This window comes from Mesorhizobium sp. B4-1-3 (assembly GCF_006439355.1).
GTDB lineage: Bacteria > Pseudomonadota > Alphaproteobacteria > Rhizobiales > Rhizobiaceae > Mesorhizobium.
This window is the reverse complement of sequence record NZ_VFTG01000023.1, coordinates 24,839-38,148: the sequence shown is the minus strand read 5'-3', so window position 1 is coordinate 38,148 and position 13,310 is coordinate 24,839. Positions and strand designations below refer to the sequence as shown.

The window sequence follows — 13,310 nt, the reverse complement described above, 5'->3', positions numbered from 1 at the left end:
CCCTGGCTTGACCCCGCCGCCGGACAAGTTCAACTTAGCCGCGCAACCAATAAGGGGGTTTGAATGCGAATCTTTATGTTCATCGCGCTGTTAGTCAGCGCGCTGGGTGCCTCGACGGCATCGTTTGCTGGAAACTGCCAACATGACTATGACACGGCCTCCGACGGATCGCGCTGCGGTGATCGTTCCGCGGATAGCCGGCCCGGCGGCAATTAAAGCTCTGGAGAGATTTGATGAAAAAGACCTATGAAAAGCCCGTTCTTGTTCGCAAGGCCAAGCTTTCTGCCATCGTTGCTGGACCGTCGGTACCGCCTGCCATCGGATGATGGCTAAGGACTGAAAATTTGAGGCCCGTCGGCTCACCGCCCGGCGGGCTTTTTTCATGCGTTGGACAGCGCTGCCTTTAACTCGTCCACCGTTTCAATCCCGTTCTCAAACAGCGTCATGATTTCCGCTGCCAGCGTCTCGCGCTCGGGGCTGTCCAGCGGGAGTTCGGCTCCAAGTTCCTTAAGGGCTTCGGTAAGTATCGCCAGCTGTTCCGGCGTGGCAAAACCGTTGTGCCGCATCTTCATCGCCCCTGAGCCCCTCGTTAACCGTGCGCCATATCGGTTCTTCTACTCAGGAACAATCGGCATTAACATTTGTTGTATGCCGCATGAACCATGCGGATTCATCTATTCCTGTGACAATTTTGCTCGCCGCAATAAGATTACAGGTGGCCCTCAACCTGCGGCATGCAAACGCCGTGGACATCTTGAGGCGAGCGGCGCAGGGTCTAGCGCGCCGCGCAGTTGTCGCCGTATCGAGCCCAAAACAGCCTGAAGCGACCGATCGCTTCATTCGGCGCCTTTATTCGTCGAAAAAGACCGGCGGCCGACGCATACTTGGGATTTGGGGTCCGTAACATGAAAGCGTCGGCCGCCAGCTTTGGGCGGGGGCGCGTCTCAATTGAGGCAAGACCAGACTAGGCACGCCGTTGGTGCCTTCAATGACCATGCGGTGACGTGGTGAACGGGCGGTAACTATCCACAGATCATTTGAAAGCGAACCAAAACACGGCTGCGTCGGCCTCTTCGGTCACTCGCACCCACTCCATCTCGTCGCGTCTCTCATGGACCTCGCGGCCGGTTCCGATTCTGGCGGCGTCCAGCGGCGTTTCGGCTGTCACTATTCGATGGGCTGTCACGACTTCACCGGCCATTGTCTCCACCACATAGCTTTTCATGCACTGCGCTCCGATCGGTCACCGACCAACGATGATCGCGAGGCCTTGTTCCGGACTCTCAGTCAGTATGGGCTCCGTGCGCCGGGGTAGGTGAATAGGCGGTTACTATCCACAGGCTGACCGACTGCGGAGTTCGGCCGCCAATGCTTCGAGCGCTTCCACATCATGCGCGTAGTTGCCTGCATGCGCTGGATACCGCTCCATCTGCTGGCGATAGAAGTTCAGCCACTTCGGCAAGTCCGCGACCGGGAATGTTCCTCGCCAGACGCCCTTCTCCAGCGTGAAGGTCCCGGCAGCCGAATCGTACGTCGCTATCGTCTTCATGCCGGCGTTATAGGTTCGTGTTTCTGAAACAAAAGCGGCATTCCGACCGTTTGCGATGAGCAAACCAGCGTGGTGCGCCATGCCGTCCACCTCGATCGAGAAAACCGAATACGATGCGGCAAGTAGAGTCTTGTCCGTCTGGTTCGTTGCCAGCGGCAAGCGCTACGACTTCGAGGAGGTTCCGCCAGAGACTTACGCCGCGTTCCGGTCGGCCTTTGTCAAAGGCCGGTTTTTCAACAACCATATTCGCAGTCATTTCCGCTATCGACGCATTCCGGACTAGGCGTCCGTCTCAAGCGGCTCATGATCCCCCTGGTGCCACATAACCTGGCGAATGTCTTTGAGATCGACGATTTGGTCGCAGGTTTGGCAACGATGAAATCTGAATCCTCCTTGGCCTCCGGCGGGGGTCAATTGGCCCCATGACCGTTATGCCGCGCTAGCCAAAAGCCGCAAACGCTCTCACCAACTTTGGCGACAGAGGCTTGACAAACCGCCGCTCTTCCCGGATGGTATAGCGCTTTACTAAAGCGCTTTACAAGACGCTCTAGCAGGGGAACGGCATGAGCGACAAAACCGCCAGCCTGAAGGACGTCGCCGGGGCAGCCGGCGTTTCCGTCGCGACCGTCTCGCGCCTGCTCAATGGCTCGCTCTCTCTTCCCGAAACGACCCGCAAGCGCATCGAGGATGCAATCCGCGACCTGAACTACAGGCCCAACCCGCATGCGCGTCGCCTCAGCCGCGGCCGCTCGGACACGATCGGCCTGGTCGTGCCCGATATCGCCAATCCGTTCTTCGCCACCTTCGTGGCTGCGGTCGAGGCGGAAGCCGACAGCCGCGATCTTGCAGTCTCCCTCTTTGCCACGCTCAACCGAACCGGCCGCGAGGTAGCTTATCTGGAGTTGATCGAGCGCAAGCATGTGGACGGGCTGATCTTCGTCACAAACCATGCCGATGAAGGCCAACTCGCGACGCACATCAATCAGGTCGGCAAGGTCGTCATCGCCGACGAGGATGTGCCGGGTGCGGATGTGCCGAAGCTGTTCTGCGACAACGAACAGGGCGGCTACCTCGCTGGTCGCCACCTCGCCGCGCATGGACATCGCGACGTGCTGTTTGCCGGCAGCCAGGAGGAGATGATCAGCGGCCGCCGACGCTTCGACGGCTTGCGCCGCGCGCTGCACGAGCATTGGGGCGAGGACATCGTGCCGGCGACCTATCGCGGAAACTACACCGTCGAGTTCGGCCGCGAAGCCGCCCGCCGCTTCATCGCCGATGGCATGCCGGGCACCGCGATCTTCGCCACATCGGACGAGATCACCATCGGGATGATCGAGGTGTTCCGCGCGCAAGGCATCTCGGTTCCAGGCGACGTCTCCATTGTTGGGTTCGACGACGTCGCGCCCTTTCATCTCTTCGCGCCGTCGGTGACGGCCATACGCCAGCCCGTGCGGGACATCGGCAGACGGTCGCTGGCGCTGCTTCTCGAAACGAATTGGCAAGATCTCGCGTCGCCGGCGCCGCAGGAACTGATGCCAGTCGAGATCGTGGTGCGGGAATCCGTTGCCCCGCCCGCGAAACGTTAAGTCGGCAATGGAAGAAAAACTTCACGGAGGAGAATCGAATATGACCTTGACCACTACCCGCAGAACCTTCGCCGCAGCCATCGGCTTTACCGCACTAGGCCTCTTCGCCGGGGCGGTTTCGCCTGCCGTGGCGCAAGACCAAAAGACCTACGCCCTGGTGCAGATCAACCAGCAGGCCCTGTTCTTCAACCAGATCAACCAAGGCGCACAGAAGGCGGCCGACGCCCTCGGCGCCAAGCTGGTCATCTTCAACGCCAACAACGACGCCGCGGCCCAAAACAGCGCCATCGAGACCTACATCCAGCAGAAGGTGAACGGCCTTATTGTCGTGGCGATCGACGTCAACGGCATCATGGCGGCTGTCAACCAGGCGGCGGACGCCAAAATTCCGGTGGTGGCGATCGACGCCATCCTGCCCAAGGGTCCGCAAAAAGCGCAGATCGGCGTCGATAACGCCAAGGCCGGTGCCGACATGGGTGCGCATTTCCTCGACTATGTTAAGGCCAACATGGGTGGCAAGGCCAAGATCGGGATCGTCGGCGCCCTCAACTCCTATATCCAGAACGTGCGGCAGAAGGGCTTCGAGGACGCCATCAAGGGCAAGGACGGAATCGAAACGGTCGCGGTGGTCGATGGCCAGAACGTGCAGGACACGGCCCTTGCCGCTGCTGAAAATCTGATCACCGGCAATCCCGACATGAACGCCATCTACGCCACTGGCGAACCGGCGCTGCTCGGTGCTATCGCGGCCGTGGAGAGCCAGGGCAAGCAGGACCAGATCAAGATCTTCGGCTGGGACCTGACCGCGCAAGCAATCGCGGGCATCGACAAGGGCTACGTGGCGGCGGTCGTGCAGCAGGACCCTGCCGGCATGGGCGAGGCCGCGGTAAAAGCGCTCGACACCATCACCAAGGGCGGCAGCGTGGATAAGAACGTCGCGGTGCCCGTGACGATCGTCACCAAGGACAATGTCGAGCCATACCGGGCCGTCTTCAAATGAGCCAGCAGCGGGCCACAATGTCTGCCGCCGCCGGGGGGACTTCCCCCCGGCCTGCCGGCGGGCTCCCCGACGGTGCCGCGCCGCGGGTCTCGTTGCGCGGCATCGTCAAGACCTTCGGCTCGCACCAGGCGCTTCGGGGTGTCGATCTCGACATCTATCCGGGTGAGTGTCTCGGTCTGGTCGGCGACAACGCGGCCGGCAAGTCGACGCTGACCAAGATCATATCGGGCACCTACATTCCCGATGGCGGCACCATCACCATAGAAGGCCAGCCGGTGGTGCTCTCGGGGCCGGCGGACGCGCGTGCGCGCAACATTGAGATGGTCTTTCAGGACCTTTCCCTGTGCGATCATATCGACGTGGTAGGCAATCTCTTTCTTGGGCGAGAGCGCACGAAGGGGCCCTTCCTCGATCACAACGCCATGCTCGAAGGCGCACGCGGCATGCTGGAGGCGCTTGAGATCCGCATTCCTCGCCTTACTGCCAAGGTGGAGAAGCTATCCGGCGGTCAGCGGCAGGCAATCGCCATAGCCCGCGCGGCTGCCTTCAACCCGAAGGTGCTGATCATGGACGAGCCCACCTCGGCGCTCGCCGTAGCGGAAGTCGAAGCAGTGCTGGCGCTGATCAACCGCGTCAAGGCGCGCGGCGTTTCGGTCATCCTCATCACCCATCGCCTTCAGGACCTGTTTCGCGTCTGCGACCGCATCGCCGTCATGTATGAAGGCGCCAAGGTTGCCGAGCGCCGCATCGGTGAAACGGACCTCGAAGACATCGTCAAGCTCATCGTCGGAGAAGGCGCACATCAATGACCGTCTACACCGAAAGAGCGAAAGGCTCGCCATGGGCCGACTTCCTCACTGAAAACGCCCAGATCCTCTCCATCGCGATCTTCTTCTTCGCTTGCATCGTCTTCTTTGCCGTCGGCACGAGCACCTTTCTCACCGTTGGCAACATTCTCAACATTCTGCGACAGGCCGCGCCCATCTTGATCGTCGCGGTGGCGATGACCTTCGTCATCATCACGGCTGGCATCGACCTGTCGGTCGGCTCCCAGGTGGCATTGGTCAATGCCCTTGCTGCCATCCTGGTGGCTGCAGGCCTGCCATGGCCCGCCACGGTGCTGGCCATGCTGGTGCTCGGCGCATTTATGGGTCTCGGGCAAGGGTGGTTCGTCGCCTATCAGGACGTGCCAGCCTTCATCGTCACGCTCGCCGGCCTTTCCATCCTGCGCGGGCTGGCTCTGTATCTGACCCAGGGCTATTCGATCCCGATCGAGAACGCTCCAGGCTTCCTCATGTTGGGCCGCGGCGAAATCCTCGGCATCCCCGTTCCCGCACTCATTGCTGTGGTCGTCGCCATCGTCGGCTATGTCACGATCCGCTCGACCCGCTACGGACGGCAGGTGGTGGCCGTCGGCTCCAACATGGAAGCGGCGCGTCGCGTCGGCATGCCGGCGCGCTGGGTCATCGCTTCGGTCTACATGATCTCGGGTATTTCCTGCGCCGTCGCTGGCCTGCTTATTGCCGCTCGTCTTGGCTCGGGTTCGTCCAACGCGGCCGTCGGCTTCGAACTGCAAGTGATCGCAGCCGTTGTCCTTGGCGGCACCTCGCTGATGGGTGGGCGCGGCACCATCCTTGGCACCCTGCTCGGTACGCTCACCATCGCCGTGATCGGCAATGGCCTTATCCTGATGCACATTTCACCCTTCTTCACCCAGATCGTCACTGGCGCGATCATCCTGATCGCCATCTGGCTGAACACCCGCATCTTCAACGCCAAGTTCCGGCTGCCGGGCAAAGCGGGAGGCAAAGCAAAATGACGACCGCACCGCTCTCCGAGGCGCATGTGCGCTCGGGCAAGGTGATGACGGTGGCCGGCCCGGTCGCCGCCGCCGACCTTGGCATGACGCTCATGCACGAGCATGTGCTCAACGATTGCCTTTGCTGGTGGAACAGGCCCAAGGAGCCGGAGCGGCAATATCTGGCCGGCGGGTTCGTGTGCATGGAGATACTGTCGGAGCTGCGCCAGGATCCTTTCGTCAACCGCCACAACATCACGCTGGACGACGAGCCCCTGGCAGTAGAGGAACTGAAGCAGTTCGCCGCCGTCGGCGGGCGCACGGTGGTCGAGCCCACCTGCCAGGGCATCGGTCGCGACCCTCTGGCCATGCGCCGGATCTCGGCGGCGAGCGGGCTCAACATCGTCATGGGCGCCGGCTACTACCTCGCATCCTCCCAACCGGCCAAGGTGGCGTCGATGTCAGCCGACGATATCGCCGCCGAGATCGTGCGCGAGGCGGTAGACGGCGTTGACGGCAGCGGAGTGAGGATCGGGTTGATCGGCGAGATTGGCGTTTCTGCCGATTTTACAAGAAGCGAAGAGAAGTCGCTGCGCGGAGCCGCACGCGCCCAGCAGCTGACAGGGCTGCCGCTGATGGTGCATCTGCCCGGCTGGTTCCGTTTCGGCCATAAGGTGCTCGACATCGTCGAGGAGGAGGGGGCGGAGCTGCGCCACACGGTGCTGTGCCACATGAACCCCTCGCATGCCGATTTCGCCTACCAATCGTCATTGGCCGCTCGCGGCGCCTTCATCGCATACGACATGATCGGCATGGATTTCTTTTATGCCGACCAGCAGGTGCAGTGTCCGAGCGACGACGAGGCGGCGTGCGGCATCGTGCGCTTGATCGACGCCGGTTATTTGGATCGCATCCTGATCTCTCACGACGTGTTCCTGAAGATGATGCTCACCCATTATGGCGGCAACGGCTATGCCTACGTGCCGAAGCACTTCCTTCCGCGCCTGCGGCGACATGGCGTGGCGGAGGCCGCGCTGAAGCGGCTCGTGCATGACAATCCGCGCTCGGTCTTCGACGCGTCGGCGTGACCATGAAGGCGCCAATTTCCCACTGAAGAAAGCGAAAGACGACATGGCAAAGAAGGTTCTCCTGGTCGGCGAAAGCTGGGTAAGTTCAGCCACTCACTACAAGGGCTTCGACCAATTCGGCTCGGTCACCTTCCATCTTGGCGCCGAGCCGCTGGTAAAGGCGCTTCAAGGCTCAGACTATGAGCTGACTTACATGCCGGCGCACGAAGCGGTGGAGAAGTTGCCCTTCGAGATGGCGGGGCTGGACATTTATGACGGCATCATCCTATCCGATATCGGAGCAAATTCGCTGCTTCTGCCGCCCGAGGTGTGGCTGCATTCGCGCACCGTGCCGAACCGGCTGAAACTGCTCAAGGCCTGGGTTGAGAAGGGCGGCGGTCTGCTCATGGTCGGCGGCTACTTCTCTTTCCAGGGCATCGACGGCAAGGCCCGCTGGCGCCGCACGCCGGTGGAAGACACACTGCCTGTCACCTGCTTGCCCTATGACGATCGCGTCGAGATACCCGAGGGCACGGTAGCCGAGATCATCGGCAGGGATCATCCGGTCATGGCGGGGCTGACCGGCCAAGCCTGGCCGCCGCTGCTTGGCGTCAACGAGGTTGAACTTCGCTCGGATTCGCACGTCGAGTTGCTTGCCCGGCTGCCGCAGGACCAGGGTGGCTTCCCCCTGCTTGTGGTCGGCAGCTACGGCAAGGGTCGCACGGCGGCCTGGACCTCTGACATCGGCCCGCACTGGCTGTCGCCGGCCTTCTGTGCCTGGGAAGGCTATGGCAGGCTGTGGAAGAACATTCTCGGCTGGCTGACCGCCGAGCGCTGACCTCAAAGTTGCGCCAGGATCGCTCTCATTTCCTCCACGCTTGGAAAGGCGCCCAGCGTGCCTTTCCGCGACACGGTAAGTGCGCTCGCTCGCGCCGCGTGGGTCAGCGCCAGTTCGTCAAGGCGGGCGCCACGCAGGAACGCGGAGGCCAGGGTTACGCCCATAAACGTATCCCCCGCGCCGGTGGTGTCGACGACGTTTGCGGGCACCGCGGGCACCCGCAGCGGGGCACTGCCGCCGCTGAGCAGGGCGCCATCTGCGCCGAGCGTCAGCACCACATCGCGGACCCCGCGCGCATGCAGCACGGCGGCGGCCGCCTCGCTCGACGCGCCGGTCAGCGCCATCGCCTCCCCGGCATTGAGGAAGGCGATGTCCACCAGCGGCCACAGATCCTGGAAGGAGGGTCTGAGCGGCGAGGGGTTGAAGGCTGTGACGATGCTGCGCCGGCGCGCTTCGCGCAACAGCGCCTCTGTCGTCGCCTCGCTCAGATTGCCCTGCAAGACCGCCAGGTCGCCCGGCTGTGCTTCGCGGATGGCAAGCAGCGCGTCCTCGAGCCGAAGGTTCTCGGCCGCGTCCGTCGTGGTCACGATGGCGTTCTCTCCGTCGGGAGTTGTGAATATGATGGAGAAGTCGCTGCTCCGGCCGTCCTGTCGCAGGAGCCGGCATTCGACTGGCTCGGCGGCAAGCCGCTCGGCAATGCTCTGGGCGCGGAAATCCACACCCACCGGCGTCACGAGGGTGGTGCCGAGGCCGCAGCGTGCCATGACCACCGCTTGGTTTGCGCCCTTTCCGCCGAGATCGCTGGAGCCATGGTTGCCGAAGATCGAGGCACCGGCCGATGGCCACTGTTCGACCCGGATGGTCTCGTCGACCGCCACATTGCCTATGACATACGCATGCATGAACACTCTTCCGAAGGACTTTGAAATGCAGCAAATCTCGGACAATTCCGCCAGCGCCATAAGGGAAATATTCGGGCGCGACAAGGCGCTGATCGGCATGATTCATTGCCCGGCTTTCCCCGGTGCCCCCCGTTATCGCGGCGCGGATATGGAAACAATCTACGATACCTGCATGCGAGATGCCGAAGCCCTTATCGACGGCGGAATGCATGGTCTGATGATCGAAAACCATGGCGACGTGCCATTCTCCAAGCCTGAGGACATCGGCTATGAGACGGCTGCTTTCATGTCGATCGTCACCGATCGCATCGCGCGTGCCGTCGGCGTGCCGCTTGGCATCAATGTGCTTGCCAACGCACCAATACCGGCCTTTGCCATCGCGCTGGCGGGAGGCGCGAAGTTCATCCGTGTGAACCAATGGGCAAACGCCTATGTCGCCAATGAGGGCTTCATGGAAGGCCGCGCGGCGGAGGCCATGCGTTATCGTTCCCTTCTTAGGGCCGAGCACATCAAGGTCTTCGCCGACAGCCACGTCAAGCACGGCAGCCACGCCATCGTCGCCGATCGCACCATTGCCGAGTTGACGCGCGACCTCGCCTTTTTTGATGCCGACGGCGTAATCGCCACCGGCCAGCGGACCGGCAATGCGGCGACCATCGAGGAAATCGAGGAGATCGCCGCCGCCACGCAACTGCCGCTGCTGGTCGGCTCGGGCGTGGACAAGACTAATGTCGTAGAGATCCTCAAGCGCACAAGTGGCGTCATCGTCGCCTCGTCGCTGAAGTCAGGCGGCGTGTGGTGGAATCCGGTCGACATCGAGCGCGTACGTGCCTTCCGCGCCGCGGCCGAGCCGGCTCTGGGAGCCTGAGGGGATGGGCGAAACGCTATCGGAGCGCATTTTGCGCGAAAACGAGGCCGTCTTCGACGCCATGGTTCGCCACCGCTTCACCACGGAAATCGAAGGCGGTCTTCTGCCGTGCGAGGTGTTCGACCGCTATCTGGTCTACGAGGGCGCCTTCGTGGATACGGCCATCTCCATCTTCGCACTTGCCACCGCCAAGGCCAGCCGCATCGAACAGAAGCGCTGGCTGATCGCCGTGCTGGACGATCTTGCCAACCAGCAGATCGCCTATTTCGAAAGGACACTGGCGGCCCGTGCCATCGGTCCCAGCACCTTCGATCTAAGCGATCCGCGCGTGAAGGCGTTCTGCTCCGGGATGCTGGACATAGCCGAGAAGGGAGCGTTCCTCGACATCATCGTTGCGATGTTTGCGGCGGAATGGATGTACTGGACCTGGTCGAAGCGTGTCGCCGCCGCGACAATCGCCGATCCCCTGCTCAAGGAGTGGATCGCCATGCACGCCGGCGATACCTTCGCCAAGCAGGCTGGATGGCTGAGGCAGCAGGTCGATCAGGGGGGTGCCAGCCTCGATGATGCAGGGCAGGCTCGGCTCAGCGCCGTCTTCGGCCGCGTCCAGGCGCTGGAGATTGCCTTCCATGATGCCGCCTATGGAGACATTGCATGAGCGGACCTTGCGCACGCGCCAAGCGTTTCGTTACGGCTCGGATGCTTTCGAGAGGAGGGACGCAGGCGCTTTCGACGGAGACCTCCGCCGGCTGGCTTACGCGTCCGAACTCTACGCAATCATTCGAATTCAATTAATATCACGAGGTGATTGCTGCTCCATTAGCGGAAGCTGATTGACATGGAACAATTTCCCGGCAGTCGGTATTGTTTTATCAAATTCAACAGAGGGCAAAACCATGTCCATCCTTGACAGCATTACCGGCATTTTCTCTTCCAAGGAGGAGCCGAAAAAGAGGCCTGCAAAAAAGGGGGCGCCGGAGCAGGCGGCTCCGAAGAAGGCCGCTGCCACGTCGACATCTGCCAAAAAGACCGGCGCCGCTCCGGCGATGTCGGCCCACTCGAAAGACGCTGCCGCAAAGGGCAAATCAGGGCAGCCCAAGGCTACTGACAAAAAGAAGGCAGTCCACTGACCGAAAAGAAACACGCTTCTGCGCCGCGGGCAGCAGGGGGCATTTATGTGGCGCCACCTCTTTGTGTTGCGCCATGGCACTACACGTGAATTGCAGGTTCTGGGCGTCTCGGTCGCCACATCTGAGGCGCGTCTTGGCGACAAGCTCGCTCGAACAGCTCCGTTTCCGGAAATGGACATCGGCGACAACACGCGGGCTGATCCGCAGAGCTGGGCTGCCGCGTTTCTTTTCGCGGCCGTCCTAAAGTTCGAACCGAAGTTGCCGTTGTTCCGGCGGGAACACATCGCCTAGCGACGAAAGCGTGACGCCCAGCAGCCGGATCCCCTTCTGTACTGGAAATACCGACCTCAGGAGATCGGCTGCAAGACGGTCGAGCTCAGAGAGCTCGATTGGCACCGACACGGTGCGACTGCGCGTGATCTGCTGGAAATCGGCAAATTTGACCTTCAGCGTGATCGTCCGGCCGCGGATGCCCTTGCCTTCGCAGTGTGCCCAGACCTTGGCTGTCAGCGGCCTAAGTTCGGCGCTTGCTGCAGCGAACTCGAAGATATCGGCTGCGAACGTATCCTCGGCGCCGATCGATTTGCGCGGCCGATCCGGCTCGACCGCTCGCTCGTCGATGGCGCGCGCGATCTGATAATACCAGAGCCCCGACTTGCCGAAATGCTGCTGCAGGAAGGCAAGCGAGCGGTCCTTGAGATCGGCGCCGGTCTCAATGCCCAGCGCCTCCATCTTGGCGGCGGTCGCGGGACCGACACCATGAAATTTCTTGACCGGCAACGTCTCCACGTAGGCCGGCCCATGGCGGGGCGTGATCACGAACTGGCCGTTTGGCTTGTTCTGGTCGGACGCCATCTTGGCGAGGAACTTGTTGTAAGAGATGCCGGCGGAAGCGGTGAGACCGGTCACCAGCAGGATCTTCGCCCTGATCATCTCGGCGATCGTCGCGGCGGACGAAATGTTGAGCCTGTTCTGCGTCACGTCGAGATAGGCCTCGTCGAGCGAGAGCGGTTCGATGAGATCGGTGTGTTCGGCAAACACCTCGCGGATCTGGGCCGAGACCGACCGGTAAATGTCGAAGCGGGGCGGCACGAAGACCAGCTCGGGGCATTTGCGCTTTGCCGTGACGGACGGCATCGCGGAGCGAACGCCGAAAGCGCGAGCCTCGTAGCTTGCGGCAACCACCACGCCACGCGCGGCGGCCCCGCCAACGGCAAGCGGCCTGCCGCGCAGGTCCGGATTGTCGCGCTGTTCGACCGACGCGTAGAACGCATCCATGTCGACATGGATGATCTTACGCTGGTCGGCGCTGCGGTCAGGGGCCATATGCCTGCAGTGCGTTTCGTCAGGACATGTGCTTCGTGCTACCGGATCTACAACTCAGATTGCAAACTCAGCCTGCGCGCGGCCTTGATGAAGACGGGAAATCCGAAAACTGTCCTTGGGAAGGGGACGAAGCACTTCGTGTTCTGGGCGCGTCATGTCCAGCCACGCCGAGCGCTGGTCTCGGCGCAGCACCGCCATCTGGCGATCATGATAAGGCGCGATGTCGTCATTGGCCCGGATCGTCAGGATTGCGTAGGCTTCCGGCCAATCGCGGCCCGCCGGCCGCCAGATGCCGGCGAAATAGAACCAGTCACCGCTGGCGAGGCGAAAGCTGTAGTTCTTCCCCTGGCTTCGGTGCCGGAATTCGGACGCCGGCACGAGGCAGCGATGGCTCGGGAATGACCGGTCCTCTGCGCGCACCACCGTGAAAGGGCGCCCGCCTGGTTCCTTCGGTTGAAGTCCCCACGGCAGCTTGAGCATCTCAACATCGCCGCCGTAGCGCCTTATGATGAGGCGGGGTTCATCGCGCGGGCTGTCGGAATCGAAAACTGTTGCGCTCATGGTCAAAAGAACATAACAGGAACGAATCCGCCGCGCAATGCCGCAGTGACAGGTGAGACATGTGCAATGATTATCGACTGATGGTGGATGTCGCCTCGATCGTGGAGGATTTCGCCGATCTCAAGATCAAGATCCGCTTCAGTGAAGGAACGCCGAACATCCAGGCGCGCGAGGACATCAAGATAACGGATGTCGGGCCGATGATCCGCCCGGTCGATGGCGCGAGCGGCGAGGGTGACCTTGTTCAGCGCCGGTGGAGCTGGCCTGGACCGAACAAGAGGCCGGTCTACAATTTCCGCTCGGACGGTCGCGAGTTCGCCTCGAACCGCTGCCTGATACCAGCCGATGGATTTTACGAATTCACCGAACCGGCAGAGAAGGGCAAGAAGCGCAAGGACAAGTGGCTCTTCACCAAGCGCGACGAGCCGATCTTCTGCATCGCCGGGATCTGGCGCGAGACCAGTGATGTCGGGCAGGCGTTCACCATGCTCACGATGGAACCCGGTCCCGATATCGCGCCATATCACGATCGGCAGATCGTGATCCTGGAGCGCAAGGATTGGGCGAGCTGGCTTGATCCGTCGGTATCCGCCAAATCGCTGATCAAGCCGCTTCAGGCTGGGACGCTGATCGTGGAGCAGGTCGGGTGACGTGGGGCGGCGCGCTGCTGAATGCGGCCGCGACG

The 13,310-nt window shown here is 61.9% G+C and carries 18 protein-coding genes; 11 read left to right on the top strand and 7 right to left on the bottom strand.

Annotated features, from left to right (window positions below):
- Positions 1-233: 233 nt before the first annotated feature.
- A complete protein-coding gene (locus tag FJW06_RS23515) occupies positions 234-326 on the top strand; it encodes a putative RiPP precursor (RefSeq protein WP_140754977.1) in 93 nt (30 codons plus the stop codon).
- Between the two features lie 54 nt (positions 327-380).
- Here FJW06_RS23515 and FJW06_RS23510 read toward each other — a convergent pair whose 3' ends face one another.
- The 3 genes from FJW06_RS23510 to FJW06_RS30400 all read right to left on the bottom strand — a co-directional run bounded on the left by FJW06_RS23510 (position 381) and on the right by FJW06_RS30400 (position 1,708).
- Positions 381-572 carry a hypothetical protein gene (locus tag FJW06_RS23510; protein WP_140754975.1) on the bottom strand — a complete coding sequence of 64 codons (192 nt, stop codon included), beginning with the start codon at positions 570-572 and terminating at the stop codon, positions 381-383.
- A gap of 461 nt (positions 573-1,033) precedes the next feature.
- Positions 1,034-1,225, bottom strand: a complete 192-nt coding sequence (locus FJW06_RS23505; protein ID WP_140754973.1) for a hypothetical protein — start codon at positions 1,223-1,225, stop codon at positions 1,034-1,036.
- A 105-nt stretch (positions 1,226-1,330) separates the two neighbouring features.
- Positions 1,331-1,708, bottom strand: coding sequence for a hypothetical protein (locus tag FJW06_RS30400; RefSeq protein WP_210238994.1), 378 nt, complete (start codon positions 1,706-1,708; stop codon positions 1,331-1,333).
- Between FJW06_RS30400 and FJW06_RS23495 the strand changes: the two genes are divergently transcribed.
- The 7 genes from FJW06_RS23495 (at position 1,605) to FJW06_RS23465 (ending at position 7,838) form a co-directional block, all read left to right on the top strand.
- On the top strand, positions 1,605-1,832 hold the full coding sequence (locus tag FJW06_RS23495; protein ID WP_348644070.1) for a KTSC domain-containing protein: 228 nt from the start codon (positions 1,605-1,607) through the stop codon (positions 1,830-1,832). The genes FJW06_RS30400 and FJW06_RS23495 overlap by 104 nt on opposite strands.
- A gap of 280 nt (positions 1,833-2,112) precedes the next feature.
- Positions 2,113-3,135, top strand: coding sequence for a LacI family DNA-binding transcriptional regulator (locus FJW06_RS23490; protein WP_140754969.1), 1,023 nt, complete (start codon positions 2,113-2,115; stop codon positions 3,133-3,135).
- Between the two features lie 40 nt (positions 3,136-3,175).
- The gene (locus FJW06_RS23485) at positions 3,176-4,135 is read left to right on the top strand and encodes a substrate-binding domain-containing protein (protein ID WP_140754967.1); all 960 of its coding nucleotides are present in this window, start codon (positions 3,176-3,178) and stop codon (positions 4,133-4,135) included.
- 17 nt (positions 4,136-4,152) lie between these two features.
- Complete coding sequence (locus FJW06_RS23480; RefSeq protein WP_140754965.1) at positions 4,153-4,944, top strand: ATP-binding cassette domain-containing protein; 792 nt, start codon at positions 4,153-4,155, stop codon at positions 4,942-4,944.
- Positions 4,941-5,954, top strand: coding sequence for an ABC transporter permease (locus tag FJW06_RS23475; RefSeq protein WP_140754963.1), 1,014 nt, complete (start codon positions 4,941-4,943; stop codon positions 5,952-5,954). Before FJW06_RS23480 ends, FJW06_RS23475 begins: the two co-directional genes overlap by 4 nt.
- Positions 5,951-7,021, top strand: coding sequence for a phosphotriesterase (locus FJW06_RS23470; protein ID WP_140754961.1), 1,071 nt, complete (start codon positions 5,951-5,953; stop codon positions 7,019-7,021). Before FJW06_RS23475 ends, FJW06_RS23470 begins: the two co-directional genes overlap by 4 nt.
- A gap of 43 nt (positions 7,022-7,064) precedes the next feature.
- Positions 7,065-7,838 (top strand): glutamine amidotransferase, encoded by a 774-nt coding sequence (locus tag FJW06_RS23465; protein ID WP_140754959.1) that lies wholly within the window; start codon positions 7,065-7,067, stop codon positions 7,836-7,838.
- Between the two features lie 2 nt (positions 7,839-7,840).
- On the opposite strand, the gene FJW06_RS23460 is transcribed toward FJW06_RS23465, so the two are convergent.
- Positions 7,841-8,740 carry a ribokinase gene (locus tag FJW06_RS23460; protein ID WP_140754957.1) on the bottom strand — a complete coding sequence of 300 codons (900 nt, stop codon included), beginning with the start codon at positions 8,738-8,740 and terminating at the stop codon, positions 7,841-7,843.
- 25 nt (positions 8,741-8,765) lie between these two features.
- Here FJW06_RS23460 and FJW06_RS23455 point away from each other — a divergent pair, with 25 nt between their 5' ends.
- A complete protein-coding gene (locus FJW06_RS23455; RefSeq protein WP_140755047.1) occupies positions 8,766-9,608 on the top strand; it encodes a BtpA/SgcQ family protein in 843 nt (280 codons plus the stop codon).
- 4 nt (positions 9,609-9,612) lie between these two features.
- On the top strand, positions 9,613-10,266 hold the full coding sequence (locus tag FJW06_RS23450) for a TenA family protein (protein ID WP_140754955.1): 654 nt from the start codon (positions 9,613-9,615) through the stop codon (positions 10,264-10,266).
- A 129-nt stretch (positions 10,267-10,395) separates the two neighbouring features.
- Here the strand turns inward: FJW06_RS23450 and FJW06_RS30255 are convergent, their stop codons facing one another.
- The 3 genes from FJW06_RS30255 to FJW06_RS23435 all read right to left on the bottom strand — a co-directional run bounded on the left by FJW06_RS30255 (position 10,396) and on the right by FJW06_RS23435 (position 12,625).
- A complete protein-coding gene (locus FJW06_RS30255) occupies positions 10,396-10,752 on the bottom strand; it encodes a hypothetical protein (RefSeq protein WP_181178522.1) in 357 nt (118 codons plus the stop codon).
- 226 nt (positions 10,753-10,978) lie between these two features.
- On the bottom strand, positions 10,979-12,064 hold the full coding sequence (gene dinB, locus FJW06_RS23440) for a DNA polymerase IV (RefSeq protein ID WP_140754953.1): 1,086 nt from the start codon (positions 12,062-12,064) through the stop codon (positions 10,979-10,981).
- A 54-nt stretch (positions 12,065-12,118) separates the two neighbouring features.
- On the bottom strand, positions 12,119-12,625 hold the full coding sequence (locus FJW06_RS23435; protein WP_140754951.1) for an SOS response-associated peptidase: 507 nt from the start codon (positions 12,623-12,625) through the stop codon (positions 12,119-12,121).
- Positions 12,626-12,684: 59 nt separating this feature from the next.
- Between FJW06_RS23435 and FJW06_RS23430 the strand changes: the two genes are divergently transcribed.
- The gene (locus tag FJW06_RS23430; RefSeq protein WP_140754949.1) at positions 12,685-13,275 is read left to right on the top strand and encodes an SOS response-associated peptidase; all 591 of its coding nucleotides are present in this window, start codon (positions 12,685-12,687) and stop codon (positions 13,273-13,275) included.
- Positions 13,276-13,310: the final 35 nt, after the last annotated feature.